The organism is Rhizobium sp. YAF28 (genome assembly GCF_052113285.1).
Classification (GTDB): Bacteria; Pseudomonadota; Alphaproteobacteria; order Rhizobiales; family Rhizobiaceae; genus Rhizobium.
In genome coordinates, this window is sequence record NZ_JBFRCX010000003.1 from 430,832 (window position 1) to 447,364 (window position 16,533).

Annotated in this window: 17 protein-coding genes; 15 read left to right on the plus strand and 2 right to left on the minus strand. The window is 58.8% G+C overall.

What is annotated here, in order from left to right; genetic code table 11:
• The first annotated feature begins 21 nt into the window (after window positions 1-21).
• From AB4Z13_RS09730 to gyrB, 5 genes are all read left to right on the plus strand, one after another.
• Window positions 22-726, plus strand: coding sequence for a Tim44/TimA family putative adaptor protein (locus tag AB4Z13_RS09730; protein ID WP_113322167.1), 705 nt, complete (start codon window positions 22-24; stop codon window positions 724-726).
• The gene (mltA, locus tag AB4Z13_RS09735; RefSeq protein WP_439016922.1) at window positions 719-1,834 is read left to right on the plus strand and encodes a murein transglycosylase A; all 1,116 of its coding nucleotides are present in this window, start codon (window positions 719-721) and stop codon (window positions 1,832-1,834) included. Before AB4Z13_RS09730 ends, mltA begins: the two co-directional genes overlap by 8 nt.
• Window positions 1,834-2,403, plus strand: a complete 570-nt coding sequence (locus AB4Z13_RS09740; protein WP_439016923.1) for a Smr/MutS family protein — start codon at window positions 1,834-1,836, stop codon at window positions 2,401-2,403. The genes mltA and AB4Z13_RS09740 overlap by 1 nt, the downstream gene beginning before the upstream one ends.
• Entirely contained in the window at window positions 2,400-2,777 is a 378-nt protein-coding gene (locus AB4Z13_RS09745) for a helix-turn-helix domain-containing protein (protein ID WP_113322164.1), read from the plus strand. The genes AB4Z13_RS09740 and AB4Z13_RS09745 overlap by 4 nt, the downstream gene beginning before the upstream one ends.
• A gap of 133 nt (window positions 2,778-2,910) precedes the next feature.
• A complete protein-coding gene (gyrB, locus tag AB4Z13_RS09750) occupies window positions 2,911-5,346 on the plus strand; it encodes a DNA topoisomerase (ATP-hydrolyzing) subunit B (RefSeq protein WP_113322163.1) in 2,436 nt (811 codons plus the stop codon).
• Between the two features lie 62 nt (window positions 5,347-5,408).
• Here gyrB and AB4Z13_RS09755 read toward each other — a convergent pair whose 3' ends face one another.
• Window positions 5,409-6,005 carry a nitroreductase family protein gene (locus AB4Z13_RS09755; RefSeq protein ID WP_439016924.1) on the minus strand — a complete coding sequence of 199 codons (597 nt, stop codon included), beginning with the start codon at window positions 6,003-6,005 and terminating at the stop codon, window positions 5,409-5,411.
• Window positions 6,006-6,199: 194 nt separating this feature from the next.
• Here AB4Z13_RS09755 and AB4Z13_RS09760 point away from each other — a divergent pair, with 194 nt between their 5' ends.
• From AB4Z13_RS09760 to AB4Z13_RS09805, 10 genes are all read left to right on the plus strand, one after another.
• Complete coding sequence (locus tag AB4Z13_RS09760) at window positions 6,200-7,153, plus strand: glutathione S-transferase family protein (protein ID WP_439016925.1); 954 nt, start codon at window positions 6,200-6,202, stop codon at window positions 7,151-7,153.
• A 92-nt stretch (window positions 7,154-7,245) separates the two neighbouring features.
• Window positions 7,246-8,088 (plus strand): fumarylacetoacetate hydrolase family protein, encoded by an 843-nt coding sequence (locus AB4Z13_RS09765; RefSeq protein WP_442205971.1) that lies wholly within the window; start codon window positions 7,246-7,248, stop codon window positions 8,086-8,088.
• A 207-nt stretch (window positions 8,089-8,295) separates the two neighbouring features.
• A complete protein-coding gene (locus tag AB4Z13_RS09770; protein ID WP_439017290.1) occupies window positions 8,296-9,570 on the plus strand; it encodes a polyhydroxyalkanoate depolymerase in 1,275 nt (424 codons plus the stop codon).
• Between the two features lie 144 nt (window positions 9,571-9,714).
• Complete coding sequence (locus tag AB4Z13_RS09775) at window positions 9,715-10,149, plus strand: DUF2852 domain-containing protein (RefSeq protein ID WP_113300854.1); 435 nt, start codon at window positions 9,715-9,717, stop codon at window positions 10,147-10,149.
• A gap of 90 nt (window positions 10,150-10,239) precedes the next feature.
• Window positions 10,240-10,998 carry a M48 family metallopeptidase gene (locus AB4Z13_RS09780; RefSeq protein ID WP_007813775.1) on the plus strand — a complete coding sequence of 253 codons (759 nt, stop codon included), beginning with the start codon at window positions 10,240-10,242 and terminating at the stop codon, window positions 10,996-10,998.
• 72 nt (window positions 10,999-11,070) lie between these two features.
• Window positions 11,071-11,739, plus strand: a complete 669-nt coding sequence (locus AB4Z13_RS09785) for a phosphoribosylanthranilate isomerase (protein WP_439016927.1) — start codon at window positions 11,071-11,073, stop codon at window positions 11,737-11,739.
• A 2-nt stretch (window positions 11,740-11,741) separates the two neighbouring features.
• The gene (trpB, locus tag AB4Z13_RS09790) at window positions 11,742-12,962 is read left to right on the plus strand and encodes a tryptophan synthase subunit beta (protein ID WP_439016928.1); all 1,221 of its coding nucleotides are present in this window, start codon (window positions 11,742-11,744) and stop codon (window positions 12,960-12,962) included.
• 6 nt (window positions 12,963-12,968) lie between these two features.
• On the plus strand, window positions 12,969-13,808 hold the full coding sequence (gene trpA / locus AB4Z13_RS09795; protein ID WP_439016929.1) for a tryptophan synthase subunit alpha: 840 nt from the start codon (window positions 12,969-12,971) through the stop codon (window positions 13,806-13,808).
• 39 nt (window positions 13,809-13,847) lie between these two features.
• Window positions 13,848-14,750, plus strand: coding sequence for an acetyl-CoA carboxylase, carboxyltransferase subunit beta (gene accD, locus AB4Z13_RS09800; RefSeq protein WP_439016930.1), 903 nt, complete (start codon window positions 13,848-13,850; stop codon window positions 14,748-14,750).
• Between the two features lie 30 nt (window positions 14,751-14,780).
• Window positions 14,781-16,133, plus strand: a complete 1,353-nt coding sequence (locus AB4Z13_RS09805) for a bifunctional folylpolyglutamate synthase/dihydrofolate synthase (RefSeq protein WP_439016931.1) — start codon at window positions 14,781-14,783, stop codon at window positions 16,131-16,133.
• A 47-nt stretch (window positions 16,134-16,180) separates the two neighbouring features.
• Here the strand turns inward: AB4Z13_RS09805 and trxA are convergent, their stop codons facing one another.
• Window positions 16,181-16,501 carry a thioredoxin gene (gene trxA / locus AB4Z13_RS09810; protein WP_007813761.1) on the minus strand — a complete coding sequence of 107 codons (321 nt, stop codon included), beginning with the start codon at window positions 16,499-16,501 and terminating at the stop codon, window positions 16,181-16,183.
• Window positions 16,502-16,533: the final 32 nt, after the last annotated feature.

The following is a 16,533-nucleotide window of genomic DNA, read 5'->3' on the forward strand; positions in this document are numbered from 1 at the left end:
GTTAACAGTGAACGGCGGGATATGAGTTCAAACGACTTCATCACATTATTTTTCTTGGTGGCGGCGGTGCTGATTTTCTTTCAGCTTCGATCCGTTCTCGGACGCCGCACGGGAAATGAGAAGCCGCCGCGTGATCTCTATACGCCACGGGATGCCGCGCAGAACGACAGCGCCGATGCCGGCAAGGTCGTAACCCTGCCGCGGCGCGATGTGAACGGAGAAGAGGAAGACCGCTTTTCCGCCATCGACGCTTTCGCACCGGCCGGCACGCCGCTGAACGAATCGCTGCGCGCGCTCAACAGAGCCGATCCCTCCTTCGACCCGAAGGAATTCTTGAATGGCGCCCGTATGGCCTACGAGATGATCGTCATGGCCTTTGCTGATGGTGACCGCAAATCGCTGAAGAACCTTCTCTCCCGAGAAGTCTATGACGGCTTCGACGCGGCGATCAGCGATCGCGAAAACAAGGGCGAGAAGATGAAGTCCACTTTCGTGGGCATCGACAAGGCTGAGATCACCCATGCCGAGACCAAGGGCAGCGAGGCGCAGATCACCGTGCGCATCATCAGTCAGCTGATCTCTGCCTCCTACGACAAGAACGACACGCTGATCGACGGCGATGCAGAGAATGTCGCGGAGGTCAACGATCTCTGGACGTTCGCTCGCGATACGCGATCGCGCGACCCCAACTGGAAACTCGTCGCGACTGAATCGGAACATGACTGACGCCGCCGGCTTTGCCCTTCAGGCAGTCAGTTTCGACGCAATGGAAGGCTGGAGGGATGATGATCCCTCCAGCCTTTTTGAAGTCATGGCTACCTGTCGCCGGCATATTTCCGAAACGAAACCTTATCGTAACGGTTCGCTGGGGCTGAGTTCAGCCGATCTCCTTCCATTGCTGGAGGAAGCAGAGACATTTCGCCCGTCTTCGCCGGAGGAAGCGCGTGGCTTTTTTGAAAAACACTGCCAGCCATTCCGGATTGTCCGGGCTGACGGCGTCAGTGGTTTCGTCACCGCCTTCTACGAACCCGAAATTGAAGTTTCCGACAGACAGGATGCGACCTTCCGTTTTCCGATCTACCGGCGCCCGGATGATCTCATCGATCTCGATGATCAAAATCGTCCCGCGCAGTTTGATGGCTCCTACGCATTTGGACGCTTGCGTGATGGGCTGATCGATGCCTATCCGGATCGCCACGACATCGATCAGGGCTATCTTGAGGGCCGTGGTCTTGAGATCGCCTGGGCGAAATCGAAGGTCGATCTTTTCTTCGTCCACGTGCAGGGCGCTGCCCGTCTGCGCTATCCGGATGGCAGGATCGGCCGCATCACCTACGCCGCAAAAGCCGGCCACCCATTTTCGGCGATCGGCAAGCTATTGATCGACCGTGGCGAGATCGAGCGCGCGAAAATTTCCATGCAGTCGGTCCGCGCATGGCTTGCCACACATCCGGACCAAGTCGACGAAGTCCTCCGGCATAACCGATCCTATATTTTCTTCCGGGACGCACCGGTGGACAATCCGAATGCCGGACCGATCGCCGCCGCGAAGGTGCCGCTGCTTGCGGGGCGTTCGCTCGCCGTCGACCGCCTGATCCATACTTTCGGTTTTCCATTCTTCATCCGCTCCGAAAGCCTGACGCATCTCGATGCCGGTAAGCCGTTTCAACGGCTGATGCTGGCGCTGGACACTGGTTCGGCAATTGTCGGCCCCGCGCGCGGCGACATTTTCACCGGTTCGGGCCATGCTGCAGGCGAGTTGGCGGGAACAGTACGCAACGATGCCGATTTCGCAATTCTCATCCCAAATGCCGCTGCAGCGAGGTTCCTCTGATGGCGAAGGACCGCAAGCTCAGCTCAGACGAGAGAATCCTCTGGGGAAGGGTAGCCCGCAGTACCCGGCCCATGCCAGGCAAGACGGATGAACTGACTGCGCTCGACGCCTTCCTGGCGGAGGCCGAAGCGGCAGCCGAACAGGAAAAGGCGGAAAAGCAGAAGACGGCCACGCCACTTCCGCAGCAACCGGTAGCTCAGACGCCTGTAAAACAGCCCTCGGGCGTCCACCATCCACTGGAGCGGCCGGTCAAGCGCAAGATCGCCAAAGGAAAACTGGCGCTGGAAGCACGGATCGATCTTCACGGCATGGTCCAGAGCGAAGCGCATTCCTTCCTGCTCGATTTCCTGATCCGTGCGCATGAACGCGGCATGCGGCACGTCCTCGTCATCACAGGCAAGGGCAGCTCCATGGGCAGCGAAGGCGCCTTGAAGCGCGCAGTGCCGCTCTGGTTCTCCAAGCCGGAATTCCGTTTTCTGATTTCGTCCTATGAGCCAGCGGCCCAACATCATGGTGGCGCGGGCGCCCTCTATATCCGCCTCTCGCGGCGGGCCGGGGAAACATCGTGACGCCGTTTGCAGAAGCAGTTCGCAAGCTGCGCGCCCGCAAGGGCGTGACGCAGAAACAGATGGCGGCGGCGCTCAATGTTTCGCCTGCCTATCTCTCGGCGCTCGAGCATGGAAAGCGCGGCGTGCCAAGCTTCGATCTGCTGCAGCGCATCGCCGGCTACTTCAACATCATCTGGGACGAGGCCGAAGAACTCTTCCTCGTTGCCGGCTCTTCCGATCCGCGCGTGGTCGTCGATACCTCGGGCCTGCCGCCCGAATATACCGAATTTGCCAATCGTCTGGCCAAGCGAATTCGCAGCCTTGACAGCGCCGATATCGCCCGGTTATCGGCGCTTCTTGAAAATGACGGCAAAGGGGACGGAAAAGCGTCATAATCCCCTGATTTATGCCTTGTTTTAGGGCCTTGCCATTGGGAACTCGCTGCAAAAAACCTATATTCGACATTGAAAAAGCCGGTGATTCGCAAGGCGCGCCGTTGCTTACGACAACAGGGAAAACCTCGACAGAATGACCGATGCACCCGCGACGGAAAACGGCGTAAACACCGAATATGGCGCAGACTCCATCAAGGTCCTGAAGGGCCTCGATGCCGTGCGCAAGCGCCCCGGTATGTATATCGGCGATACCGACGACGGCTCGGGCCTCCACCACATGGTCTATGAAGTCGTCGATAACGCGATCGATGAAGCGTTGGCCGGCCATGCCGACATCGTCACCGTTGCGCTCAATCCCGATGGCTCTGTGACCGTGACGGACAACGGCCGCGGCATCCCGACCGATATTCACAGCGGCGAAGGCGTGTCGGCAGCCGAGGTCATCATGACCCAGCTCCATGCCGGCGGTAAGTTCGACCAGAATTCCTATAAAGTTTCGGGTGGTCTGCACGGCGTCGGCGTTTCGGTGGTCAATGCACTGTCCGTCTGGCTGAAGCTGAAGATCCGTCGCCAGGGCAAGGTTCATGAGATGAGCTTCACCCACGGCGTTGCGGATGCTCCGTTGAAGGTGACGGGCGAAGCGGGCAACGAGACCGGCACGGAAGTCAGCTTCATGCCGAGCACCGGAACCTTCACCATGACGGAGTTCGACTACGGCACACTTGAGCACCGCCTGCGAGAGCTGGCCTTCCTCAACTCCGGCGTCCGCATTCTGCTGACGGACAAGCGCCATTCCGACATCAAGCAGGAAGAGATGATGTATGACGGCGGCCTCGAGGCCTTCGTTTCCTATCTCGACCGCGCCAAGAAACCGCTCGTCGAAAAGCCCGTCGCGATCCGCGGCGAGAAGGATGGCATTACCGTCGAGGTGGCCATGTGGTGGAACGACAGCTATCACGAGAACGTGCTTTGCTTCACCAACAACATCCCCCAGCGCGATGGCGGCACGCATATGGCCGGCTTCCGCGCCGCACTGACGCGTCAGGTCGTTTCCTATGCCGATAATTCCGGCATTACGAAAAAGGAAAAGGTGACGCTGCAGGGCGAAGATTGTCGCGAAGGTCTGACCGCAGTCTTGTCGGTCAAGGTACCGGATCCAAAATTCTCATCGCAGACGAAAGACAAACTTGTTTCGTCGGAAGTTCGCCCTGTCGTCGAAAGCCTCGTCAATGAGGCCTTGAATACCTGGTTCGAGGAACATCCGAGCGAAGCCAAGATTCTCGTCGGCAAGGTCGTTGAAGCCGCCGCCGCCCGTGAAGCCGCCCGCAAGGCGCGCGAACTGACGCGCCGCAAGGGTGCGCTCGATATCGCCTCGCTGCCCGGCAAGCTCGCCGACTGCTCGGAGCGCGATCCGGCCAAGTCTGAAGTCTTCCTCGTCGAGGGTGACTCGGCAGGCGGTTCTGCAAAGCAGGGGCGCTCGCGCGAAAATCAGGCGATCCTGCCGCTGCGCGGCAAGATCCTGAATGTCGAGCGTGCACGCTTCGACAAGATGCTGTCGAGCCAGGAAATCGGCACGCTTATCACTGCGCTCGGCACCGGAATCGGCAAGGACGAGTTCAATGTCGAAAAGCTGCGCTACCATAAGATCATCATCATGACGGATGCCGACGTCGACGGCGCTCACATTCGCACGCTGCTGCTCACCTTCTTCTTCCGCCAGATGCCGGAACTGATCGAGCGCGGCCACCTCTACATCGCCCAGCCGCCGCTCTATAAGGTGTCGCGTGGCAAGTCGGTCCAGTACGTCAAGAACGAAAAAGCGCTGGAAGATTATCTGATCGGCCAGGGTCTGGAAGATGCGGCGCTGAAGCTCGCCAGCGGCGAAGTCCGTGTCGGCCAGGATCTGAATGAGGTCATTCACGATGCCCTGCGCCTGCGCGCGCTACTCGACAACCTGCATTCGCGCTACAATCGTGCGGTCGTCGAACAGGCGGCAATCGCCGGCGCGCTCAATGCCGAAACCGTCAGCAATGCCGAACGTGCCCAGGAACTGGCAATCGAGGTGGCAAAGCGTCTCGACATCATCGCCGAGGAAACCGAGCGTGGTTGGGAAGGCAGCCTCACCAGCGAGGGCGGTATCCGCCTCGAGCGCATGGTTCGCGGCGTCAAGGAGGTCATCGTGCTCGATATGGCGCTGATCGGCTCCCAGGATGCCCGTTTTATCGACCAGCTCACGCCGCGGATGAAGGAAATCTATCAGACGCCGCCGGCGCTGAGCCGACGGGATGGCGATGTCGAAATTTCCGGTCCACGCGCCCTTCTCGATGCAGTTTTCGCAAGCGGCCGGAAGGGCCTGACGATGCAGCGCTATAAGGGTCTCGGCGAAATGAACGCCGAACAGCTCTGGGAAACGACGCTCGATCCGAACGTTCGCTCGCTGCTGCAGGTCAAGGTCAACGATGCGACCGATGCCGACGGCCTTTTTGCGCGCCTGATGGGCGATGAAGTCGAGCCGCGGCGCGAATTCATCCAGGACAATGCGCTGAGCGTCGCAAACCTCGATATCTGACCAAAAATCAGTCGCGAAAAAGCCCCGCAGCCATCAGGCTTGCGGGGCTTTTTATTTGGCGATCAATCGTTGCCGATGAAATGGCCGTTGAAGACGACCTCCGAGAGCGGCTTGCGCTGGCTCGGGAATTCGCGCTCCCGGTTGCGCTCGGAAAGGATGCTCTTGTCGGCGATGCGACCGACGGCAATGCCGGCTTCAACGCGGTAACCATCGGGGACTTCAAGCTTTTCCTTGATCTCGTCATGCTTGATGCCGCCCATGCCATGGGCATGGAAGCCGGAAATGCGGGCCTGCATGGCAAGATGGCCCCAGGCCGTGCCGGCATCGAAAGAGTGCGTATAGCTTGACCGTCCCTCGCTGCGGGCGCCGTTGAAGCTGCGCGAGACCACGAAGATCAGCGCTGAAGCGTTCTTTGCCCATTCCTGGTTGGCTTCGTTGAGCAGGCTCACGAATTCTTCCCAGTGCTCGGAACCTTTTAAGGCGTAGAGGAACCGCCAGGGCTGCATATTTGCGGAGGACGGCGCCCAGTGTGCGGCGTCGAGAAGCGTCAGAAGCTGGGCTTCCTCGATGATCTCGCCGGTAAAGGCGCGGGGCGACCAACGGTCGAGAAACATCGGATCGATTGGATATTCGGATTCGCGGCTATTGGCTTTGGTCATGCTGGCTTCCGGAAGTTGGCGATGGACGGGGGATTCCATTGCGGAGATCACTTAAGTGATATTTCCGTGCTCGCTTGCTTGGCAAGCAAAGTTTGGTCACGGCCAGTGCACAATCTGTTTCCAGAAACTGGCCTTACGCGCGCGAGGAACTCCCGGTAAAGCAGCGTCAAATCCGATCGATCAGGAGATGCGGCATGCTGGTGAATGGGAAATGGACCGAAGACTGGCAGCCGGTCCAGGCGAAGGATGAGAAGGGTGGCTTCGTCCGCCAGATATCGAGCTTCCGCAACTGGGTGACACCTGACGGCAGCGCTGGTCCGACGGGTGAGGGTGGTTTTGCCGCAGAAGCAGGACGCTATCATCTTTACGTCGCCTATATCTGCCCCTGGGCTTCGCGTACGCTGATCGGCCGCAAGCTTAAGCGGCTCGAAGACGTCATCTCGGTTTCGATCGTCGAACCGGCGCTCAGCAAGCAGGGCTGGCGTTTTGGCGATTATCCCGGCGCGACTTCGGATGAGCTGAACGGCGTCACCTACATGCACGAGATCTACACAAAAGCGGATCCCCATTTTACCGGGCGAGCAACGGTCCCCGTTCTATGGGACAAGAAACGTGCAACGATCGTCAACAATGAATCCTCCGACATTCTGCGCATGCTGAACAGCGGCTTTGGCGATCTTGCCCGCGGCAGTCTCGATCTTTATCCGGCCGCTCGACGGGGTGAAATCGATGCCTTCAACGAGCGTATCTATTCGTCCTTGAACAATGGCGTTTATCGCACCGGATTCGCAACGACGCAGGTTGCCTATGAAGAGGCCTTTGCCGAGGTTTTCGCTTGCCTCGACTGGATAGAACCGCAGCTTGAAGGACGCAGTTTCTTCTTTGCCGACCATCCGACGGAGGCCGATATCCGTCTGTTCGTCACGCTGGCGCGTTTTGATGTCGCCTATCACGGTCTCTTCAAATGCAATCTGCGGCGTCTCTCTGACTATGTTAACCTCAAGTCCTTCTGCCGGCGGATGCTGGATTGGCCCGGCATTGCCGAGACCGTGAACCTCGATCACATCAAGCGCGGCTATTATTCGATCGAGAGCCTCAACCCCACGCGTATTGTTCCGGTTGGTCCATCACTGGCGGAAATTTTCTAAGCGGGCGTACCGCTTCCGTGGCAAGTCATAATGACACCGATGAATAATTCGTTCATAGGTGGCACATCTACTTTCCATTGAGGAGGACATTCATGAAGCTGATGCGCGTTGGAGAAGCGGGCCGCGAAAAGCCGGCCCTGCTCGATGCCGATGGCAAGATCCGTGACCTTTCCGCGCACGTGGCCGATATCGGCGGCGAGGCGATCACGCCGGCAGGTCTTGCGAAAATCGCAGCCCTTGACCCTAAGAGCCTGCCGGAACTGGCGCCCGGCCGCATCGGTGCTTGTGTTGCTGGCACCGGAAAATTTATCTGCATCGGCCTGAACTACTCCGACCATGCGGCTGAAACCGGTGCAACCGTTCCGCCCGAACCCGTTATCTTCATGAAGGCGACTTCGGCGATCATTGGTCCCAACGACACTGTGCTGATCCCGCGCGGTTCTGAAAAGACCGACTGGGAAGTCGAACTTGGCGTGGTTATCGGCAAAACCGCGAAATATGTGAGCGAGGCCGAAGCGCTGGATTACGTTGCCGGTTACTGCGTTTCCGACGACGTCTCCGAGCGCGCCTTCCAGACCGAGCGCTCGGGCCAGTGGACCAAGGGTAAATCCTGCGACACCTTCGGACCGATCGGCCCCTGGCTCGTCACCAAAGACGAAGTTGCCGATCCGCAGAACCTCGGCATGTGGCTCAAGGTCAACGGCCAGACGATGCAGAACGGTTCCACGAAAACCATGGTCTATGGCGTGGCTTTCGTCGTGTCCTATCTCAGCCAGTTCATGTCCCTGCACCCGGGCGACGTTATCTCGACGGGTACGCCTCCAGGTGTCGGCATGGGCATGAAGCCGCCGCGTTACCTGAAGGACGGCGACGTCGTCGAACTCGGTATCGAAGGTCTCGGCACCCAGAAGCAGCTCTTCGTAGCAGACCGTTAACGACTTTTCTTGCTGAAAAGCTTAAACTTTGTGCGCCAAGATAATGCCGGAGATCAATTTTCCGGCATTTTTCTTTCAAACTGTAATGTTATGTTGCTGTGCAACAAAAACCTGTTAGCCTACGTTGATGTGCCAGCGTTAACGGAAAGAGTCCGGTGCCCTTCAATTGGCGTCGTCTTTGCCGGATAGAGAAAGGTGGCGCCCTCCATGTTCTACCAGCTTTATGAATTGAACCATGCAGCGTTGGCTCCTTTCCGCGCTGCAGCAGATATCATGCGTTTTGCCTATTCCAATCCGCTGAACCCCTTCTCACAGACCCCGCTAGGGCGCACCATTTCGGCCAGTCTCGAAATGTTCGAGCGCACGACGCGCCGTTACGGCAAGCCTGAATTCGGACTCAATGAGACTGTCATCGACGGCAAGAAGGTTTCCGTGCGCGAGGAAGTCGTCTGGGCGCGCTCCTTCTGTAATCTCCTCCATTTCTCCCGCGATGTTCCGGCCGGCCACAGCGGCGACCCGCGCATCCTCATCGTCGCGCCGATGTCCGGCCATTATGCGACGCTGCTGCGTGGCACCGTCGAGGCCCTTCTGCCCAGCGCCGATATCTACATCACGGACTGGATCGATGCGCGCATGGTGCCGATGACCGAAGGCACCTTCGACCTTTCCGATTATATCGACTACGTCATCGAGATGCTGCATTTCCTCGGCCATGACACCCATGTTGTCGCCGTCTGTCAGCCCTCCGTGCCGGTGCTGGCCGCGGCCGCAATCATGGAAGAGGCCAAGGATCCGCTCGCGCCGTCGTCCATGACACTGATGGGCGGTCCGATCGATACCCGCATTAATCCGACAGCCGTCAACAATCTTGCCAAGGAACGGCCGCTCGAATGGTTTGCCGATAATGTCGTCATGAACGTGCCCTGGCCGCAGCCGGGCTTCATGCGATCTGTCTATCCGGGTTTCCTGCAGCTTTCCGGCTTCATGTCGATGAACCTCGACCGGCATTTGATCGCCCACAAAGAATTCTTCATGCATCTGGTGAAGAACGACGGCGAACCGGAAAAGCACCGCGATTTCTATGACGAATATCTCGCCGTCATGGACCTCACCGCGGAATTTTATCTGCAGACCGTGGAGCAGGTCTTCATGAAGCATGCGCTGCCGAAAGGCGAGTTGATGCATCGCGGCAAGCTTGTTGATCCCTCAGCCATCCGCAACGTGGCCTTGCTGACCGTAGAAGGCGAGAACGACGATATCTCCGGTGTCGGCCAGACGCATGCAGCCCAGACCATCTGTGTAAACATCCCTGACGAGATGCGCATGCATTACCTGCAGCCGGATGTCGGCCACTATGGCGTCTTCAACGGTTCCCGCTTCCGCCGCGAGATCGCGCCCCGCATCGTCAGCTTCACGCGCCAGCATTCCCGCGCCAAGAAGCCACCGGTCCAGCGCGTCATCAAGGGCGGCAAATCGGCGTGAGTTAGAAAACGCTGATTTAATGCCATCGATTCAAGGTCTTGTTCGATTTAACCTGAAATCGTCTTGAAGGCCGGTTCCGCGGTAACCATCTGTTTTTTCAGCACTCGGCATCCTGTCGGGTGCTGAACGCGAGGATACCGCACGATGAACCAGTCAGCATTGCTTCGCCCGGATTGGACTCCGGCTACCGTTGCCTTGATGATCCTCGGCTTCATGGTTTTCTGGCCTCTGGGGCTGGCCATGCTTGCCTATATCATCTTCGGCGAGCGGCTGCGTGGCTTCAAGCGTGACGTCAACCAGGCAACGGATGGCTTCTTTGCAGGCTGCCGCCGTTCGCACGGCCGTCACCGCCCGCATTTCTCGACGGGCAACGTCGCCTTCGACGATTGGCGCAAGGCCGAGCTCGATCGCATGGAAGAAGAGCGCCGCAAGCTTGATGAAATGCGTGAGGAATTCGATTCCTACCTGCGCGAGCTTCGTCGCGCCAAGGATCAGGAAGAATTCGATCGCTTCATGCGCGAGCGCAAGAACAACCGACGCGACGATAATGGCCCGGTCGCCGAATACCAGACGCCGTAAGGCGTGATCACAAAGAATCTACGGCCGGCATCGGATACGATGCCGGTTTTTCTTTGCCCGGATTTCTCCCGAATCGTATAGAAAACCCCTATGTTTCCGCTTCCGAAGATCCGCCGTACGACGAAAAAACCGTCGCCGCCCGAAAAGCGGACGCTGGATGTCGCCGGCCGTCTGATGCCCTTGACGATCAAGCAGCATGATCGGGCAACCCGGATCACGCTCCGTATCGAGCCGGGCGGCCGTGCATTGAAGATGACGGTGCCGAAGGGGCTTGCCGCCCGCGAAGTCAACGCCTTCCTTGATCGGCATCAGGGCTGGCTGCTGACCAAGCTTGCGAAATTCTCGACGGATGCGGGCCTGCGCGACGGCGGCGAAATTCTCTTTCGCGGTGTCAGACATCGCATCGAGCACACAGGCAGCCTGCGTGGGCTGACTGAGGCTGTCGTGATGGACGGCAAACCGGTACTTCGCGTCAGCGGCATGCCGGAACATATCGGCCGGCGCATCGCGACCTTCCTCAAGAAGGAGGCGCGCAGCGATCTTGAGAGATTGTCGCGGCTGCATGCCGGTTCCATCAAGGCGCCGATCCGCTCGATTTCGATGAAAGATACTCGCAGCCGCTGGGGTTCCTGCTCTTCGGAAGGAAATCTGAGCTTCTCCTGGCGCATCGTCATGGCGCCGCCGTCGGTGATTGATTATCTCGCCGCCCATGAGGTCGCGCATCTGAAGGAAATGAACCACGGTCCACACTTCTGGGCGCTCTGCAAGAAGCTCTGCCCGCACATGGAAGAGGCGAAGTCCTGGCTGAAGCGTCACGGCAGTCAGTTGCACGCTATAGAGTTCGATTAAGCGCCACCGTTAAATGCTGCCGCCATTGCAAATTGGCTCGACTCTTCGCCCGTTTCATGTCACTTCGCTGCCATGAGACCGGATATCAAGATCTGCGGTTTGAAGACGCCTGAGACTGTCGAGCGCGCATTGAAGCGCGGAGCGACGCATATCGGCTTCAATTTTTTCCAAAAAAGCCCGCGTTACGTCGAGCCGGATATTGCCGGCAAGCTCGCGGAACCTGCGCGCGGCAAGGCGAAGATCGTCGCTGTCGTGGTCGATCCGAGCAATGATGATCTTGATGAAATCGTTGCACTTTTGCGCCCGGATATGCTGCAGCTACACGGTAGCGAGAGCCCTGAGCGCGTGCTGACCATCAAGGCGATGTATGGCATCCCCGTGATCAAGGCCTTGTCGGTCCGCAGCACCGATGACCTGAAGAGGGTCGAGGCCTATATTGGCATCGCCGACCGCTTCCTCTTCGATGCCAAGCCGCCAAAAGGATCTGAACTACCGGGCGGCAATGGCGTTTCCTTTGATTGGGGTCTGCTCACCTGGCTTGACGGCAATGTCGACTACATGCTTTCCGGTGGGCTCAACAAGGCCAATGTCGGACAGGCGCTTGCAATGACGAAGGCGCCAGGTGTCGATACTGCCTCTGGTGTCGAGAGTGCGCCGGGCGTGAAGAGCCTGGACATGATCGATGAATTTTTCGATGCGGTTGAACAGGCATGCCTGCCTGAAACGACCTCAGGGAGTTGAAAGTGAACGAGACGCCTAAACCGAATTCCTTCCGCGCCGGTCCGGACGAAGACGGACGCTTCGGCATTTATGGGGGCCGCTTCGTGGCCGAAACTCTGATGCCTTTGATCCTCGATTTGCAGGAGGAGTGGAACAAGGCGAAGGACGATCCGGAATTTCAGGCGGAATTGAAGCAGCTCGGTACCCACTATATCGGCCGCCCGAGCCCGCTCTATTACGCCGAGCGCCTGACCCAGCATCTCGGCGGTGCCAAGATCTATTTCAAGCGTGAAGAGCTGAACCATACCGGCTCGCACAAGATCAACAACTGTATCGGCCAAATCCTGCTCGCCAAGCGCATGGGCAAGACGCGCATTATCGCCGAGACCGGTGCCGGCCAGCATGGCGTGGCTTCCGCCACCGTCGCCGCCCGCTTCGGATTTCCCTGTGTCGTCTATATGGGCGCCACCGACGTCGAGCGTCAGGCGCCAAACGTTTTCCGCATGAAGCTGCTGGGTGCCGAGGTAAAGCCGGTCACGGCCGGCAGCGGCACGCTGAAGGATGCGATGAATGAGGCGCTGCGTGACTGGGTCACCAACGTCGATGACACCTATTACTTGATCGGAACGGCCGCCGGCCCGCATCCCTATCCGGAAATGGTGCGGGATTTCCAGGCCGTCATCGGCACGGAAGCCAAGCAGCAGATCCTTGAAGCCGAAGGCCGGCTGCCGGATCTCGTCATCGCTGCCGTCGGCGGCGGTTCGAATGCGATCGGTATCTTCCATCCTTTCCTCGATGACGAGGACGTCAAGATCGTCGGCGTCGAAGCGGGCGGCAAAGGTCTGCAGGGCGATGAGCACTGCGCTTCGATCACAGCCGGTTCACCGGGCGTGCTGCACGGCAACCGCACCTATCTGCTGCAGGACAATGACGGGCAGATCAAGGAAGGCCATTCGATTTCGGCCGGCCTCGACTATCCTGGCATCGGCCCGGAACATTCGTGGCTCAACGATATCGGCCGCGCCGAATACGTGCCGATCATGGATCATGAGGCGCTCGAAGCCTTCCAGATACTTACTCGTCTCGAGGGCATCATTCCCGCGCTCGAGCCTTCGCATGCGCTTGCCGAAGTCATCAAGCGCGCGCCCAAGATGGGCAAGGACGAGATCATTCTGATGAACCTCTCCGGCCGTGGCGACAAGGACATCTTCACCGTCGGCAAGATTCTGGGAATGGGTGAGTAAAGAGACATGACCGCACGTATGGATAAACGCTTCGCCGATCTGAAGGCGGAAGGCCGCCCGGCGCTCGTAACCTATTTCATGGGTGGCGACCCTGATTACGAGACCTCGCTCGGCATCATGAAGGCGCTGCCGGAAGCCGGCTCCGACGTCATCGAACTCGGCATGCCCTTTTCCGATCCGATGGCCGATGGCCCGGCGATCCAGTTGTCCGGCCAGCGCGCCCTGAAGGGTGGTCAAACGCTGAAGAAGACGCTGCAGCTCGCTGCCGACTTCCGCAAGACCAACGATGCAACGCCGATCGTCATGATGGGCTACTACAACCCGATCTATATCTACGGCGTCGAGAAGTTTCTCGACGATGCGCTGGCATCCGGCATCGACGGGTTGATCATCGTCGACCTGCCGCCGGAAATGGATGACGAACTCTGCATCCCGGCGTTGAAGAAGGGCATCAATTTCATTCGCCTGGCAACACCGACGACGGATGAGAAGCGCCTGCCGACCGTGCTGAAGAACACGTCTGGCTTCGTCTATTACGTTTCTATGAACGGTATCACCGGTTCGGCTCTGCCGGATCCGTCGCTGATTTCGGGTGCGGTCAAGCGCATCAAGGACCATACCGATCTGCCCGTTTGCGTCGGCTTCGGCGTCAAGACGGCAGAGCACGCAAAGGTCATCGGTGCTTCGGCCGATGGTGTGGTTGTCGGTACGGCGATCGTCAATCAGGTAGCCAACACCCTGACGTCGGATGGAAAGGCGACGGCCGACACGGTTCAGGCCGTTGCGACACTCGTTCGCGGTCTTTCCACAGGAACGCGTTCGGCGCGCCTTGTTGCTGCCGAATAGTTTCCCCACATTGGCACTAGTCAATCAGGAGTATTCGAGTTGAACTGGATCACTAACTACGTTCGCCCGCGGATCAATTCCATGCTGGGCCGTCGCGAAGTGCCGGAGAACCTCTGGATCAAGTGCCCGGAAACGGGCGAGATGGTTTTTCACAAGGACCTCGAAAGCAACAAGTGGGTCATTCCCGCTTCCGGCTACCACATGAAGATGCCGGCAAAGGCGCGCCTTGCCGACCTGTTCGACAACGGCGAATTCGAAGCTTTGCCGCAGCCGAAGGTCGCCCAGGATCCGCTGAAGTTCCGCGATTCCAAGAAGTATAGCGACCGTCTGCGCGACAGCCGCCTCAAGACCGAGCAGGAAGATACGATCCTCGCCGGTCTCGGCAGCGTGAAGGGCCTGAAGCTCGTCGCGGTCGTTCATGAATTCAACTTCATCGGCGGTTCGCTCGGCATGGCTGCCGGCGAAGCGATCGTCAAAGCCTTCGAACGCGCGATTGCGGAGAAGTGCCCGCTCGTCATGTTCCCGGCCTCGGGCGGCGCGCGGATGCAGGAAGGCATTCTATCCTTGATGCAGCTGCCGCGCACGACGGTGGCCGTCGACATGCTCAAGGAAGCAGGCCAGCCCTACATCGTGGTTCTGACAAACCCGACCACCGGCGGCGTAACGGCCTCCTACGCCATGCTTGGCGATATTCATCTGGCGGAACCGGGTGCCGAAATCGGCTTTGCCGGCAAGCGCGTCATCGAACAGACGCTGCGTGAAAAGCTCCCCGAGGGCTTCCAGACCTCGGAATATCTGCTGGAACACGGCGTGGTCGACATGGTCGTCAAGCGTCATGATATTCCGGAGACGCTGGCGCGTCTGTTGAAAATCCTGACCAAGAAGCCGGCTACGGCGGCAAATGATGCCAATGGAGTGATTGCTCTGGCGGCGAGCGCCTGAGCAGCAGATCTCACAGAATAGGGCGGGCCGATGACAGACAGAGGCCAGATCGCGGTGAGTGAGGCGGCGCAGGAAATCGAAAAGCTCATGGGATTGCATCCCAAGGGCTACGATTTGTCATTGGACCGCATCAAGCGCCTTCTGGAGGCGCTTGGCAATCCGGAGCGCAACCTTCCCCCCGTCATCCATATCGCCGGCACCAACGGCAAGGGCTCGACATCAGCTTTCTGCCGCGCGCTTCTGGAAGCGGGCGGCTACAGCGCCCATGTCCATACCTCTCCGCATCTCGTAAACTGGCATGAACGTTACCGTCTGGGTGTTCCAGGCGGGCGTGGTCAACTGGTTGATGATAGCGTTTTCGCAGAAGTTTTGCGACGCGCGGCGAAGGCCAATGGCGGGGAGAAGATTACCGTCTTTGAAATACTGACGGCCGTCACTTTCATTCTTTTTTCTGAACATCCAGCCGATGTCGCAATCATCGAGGTCGGTCTCGGTGGTCGTTTCGACGCGACGAATGTCATCGAGGATCCCGCCGTTTCGGTCATCATGCCGATTTCACTCGATCATCAGCCCTATCTCGGCGACCGGGTGGAACTGATTGCAGCGGAAAAGGCCGGCATCATGAAGCGCGGCCATTCCGTCGTCATTGGCCATCAGGAGTATGACGCAGCCCTTGACGTGCTGATGTCGACGGCCGAACGGTTGCACTGCCCGAGCGCCGTTTTCGGCCAGGATTTCATCGCGCATGAGGAATATGGCCGGCTGATCTATCAGGACGATTTCGGCCTTGCGGATCTGCCTTTGCCGCGCCTTCCCGGTCGCCATCAATATGCCAATGCCGCAGCCGCCATCCGGGCGGTCAAGGCCGCAGGCTTTACCGTCGCCGAACCGATGATGGAAAAGGCAATGGAAACGGTGGAGTGGCCCGGCCGCCTGCAGAAATTGACAGAAGGCAGGCTTCTGAGCCACGCGCCGGCCCGGTCGGAAATCTGGGTCGATGGCGGCCATAATCCGGGTGCTGGTGAAGTGATTGCCGAAGCCATGGCAAATTTCGAAGAGCGCCAGTCCCGTCCGCTATTCCTGATATCGGGCATGATCAACACCAAGGACCCGGTCGGCTATTTCAAGGCCTTTGCGGATCTGGCGGAGAAGATCTATTGCGTGCCAATCCGCGGCAGCGAAGCAATGATCGATCCGGTGATTCTGGCCCACGCCGCCTATGATGCCGGGCTTGTGGCCGAACCGATGTCATCAGTCGTCGATGCCCTGGACGCCATCGCTTCGAGCGTCGACCCGGAGGCGCCGCCGCCACGTATCCTCATCGGCGGCTCTCTTTATCTCGTTGGCGACGTGCTGGCGGAAAACGGCACACCCCCTAAATGAAAAAGCCCGGCAAATGCCGGGCTTTTTGCATCGAACTATCGATATCATCAGGCTGCGCTGGAAATCCAGTTGGAAAGCGCCGTCTTTGGCTTTGCGCCGATGGAGATGTCGGCAACTTCACCGCCCTTGAAGATTGCAAGCGTGGGGATCGAGCGAACGCCGAACTGGGCGGCCAGTTCCGGGTTTTCATCGATGTTGAGCTTGGCGACCTTGACCTTGCCGGCCAGTTCCGTGGCGATTTCTTCGAGGCTCGGAGCAATCATTTTGCACGGACCGCACCATTCAGCCCAGAAATCGACGACGACTGGTTCTGCGGACTCCAGAACTTCCGACTGGAAGTTGTTGATATCGACCTTAACGGTAGCCATAGGCTGCTCCTTTACCGGAATTTGCTGTTGCG

Coding starts and splice junctions, on each gene's coding strand:
- AB4Z13_RS09770 (WP_439017290.1), top strand. CDS start 8,296: ATGTTCTACCAGCTTTATGAATTGAACCATGCAGCGTTGGCTCCTTTC.
- AB4Z13_RS09755 (WP_439016924.1), bottom strand. CDS start 6,005: ATGACCAAAGCCAATAGCCGCGAATCCGAATATCCAATCGATCCGATG.
- AB4Z13_RS09740 (WP_439016923.1), top strand. CDS start 1,834: ATGGCGAAGGACCGCAAGCTCAGCTCAGACGAGAGAATCCTCTGGGGA.
- AB4Z13_RS09780 (WP_007813775.1), top strand. CDS start 10,240: ATGTTTCCGCTTCCGAAGATCCGCCGTACGACGAAAAAACCGTCGCCG.
- AB4Z13_RS09785 (WP_439016927.1), top strand. CDS start 11,071: ATGAGACCGGATATCAAGATCTGCGGTTTGAAGACGCCTGAGACTGTC.
- AB4Z13_RS09775 (WP_113300854.1), top strand. CDS start 9,715: ATGAACCAGTCAGCATTGCTTCGCCCGGATTGGACTCCGGCTACCGTT.
- AB4Z13_RS09765 (WP_442205971.1), top strand. CDS start 7,246: ATGAAGCTGATGCGCGTTGGAGAAGCGGGCCGCGAAAAGCCGGCCCTG.
- trpA (WP_439016929.1), top strand. CDS start 12,969: ATGACCGCACGTATGGATAAACGCTTCGCCGATCTGAAGGCGGAAGGC.
- AB4Z13_RS09805 (WP_439016931.1), top strand. CDS start 14,781: ATGACAGACAGAGGCCAGATCGCGGTGAGTGAGGCGGCGCAGGAAATC.
- trxA (WP_007813761.1), bottom strand. CDS start 16,501: ATGGCTACCGTTAAGGTCGATATCAACAACTTCCAGTCGGAAGTTCTG.
- AB4Z13_RS09760 (WP_439016925.1), top strand. CDS start 6,200: ATGCTGGTGAATGGGAAATGGACCGAAGACTGGCAGCCGGTCCAGGCG.
- mltA (WP_439016922.1), top strand. CDS start 719: ATGACTGACGCCGCCGGCTTTGCCCTTCAGGCAGTCAGTTTCGACGCA.
- AB4Z13_RS09730 (WP_113322167.1), top strand. CDS start 22: ATGAGTTCAAACGACTTCATCACATTATTTTTCTTGGTGGCGGCGGTG.
- gyrB (WP_113322163.1), top strand. CDS start 2,911: ATGACCGATGCACCCGCGACGGAAAACGGCGTAAACACCGAATATGGC.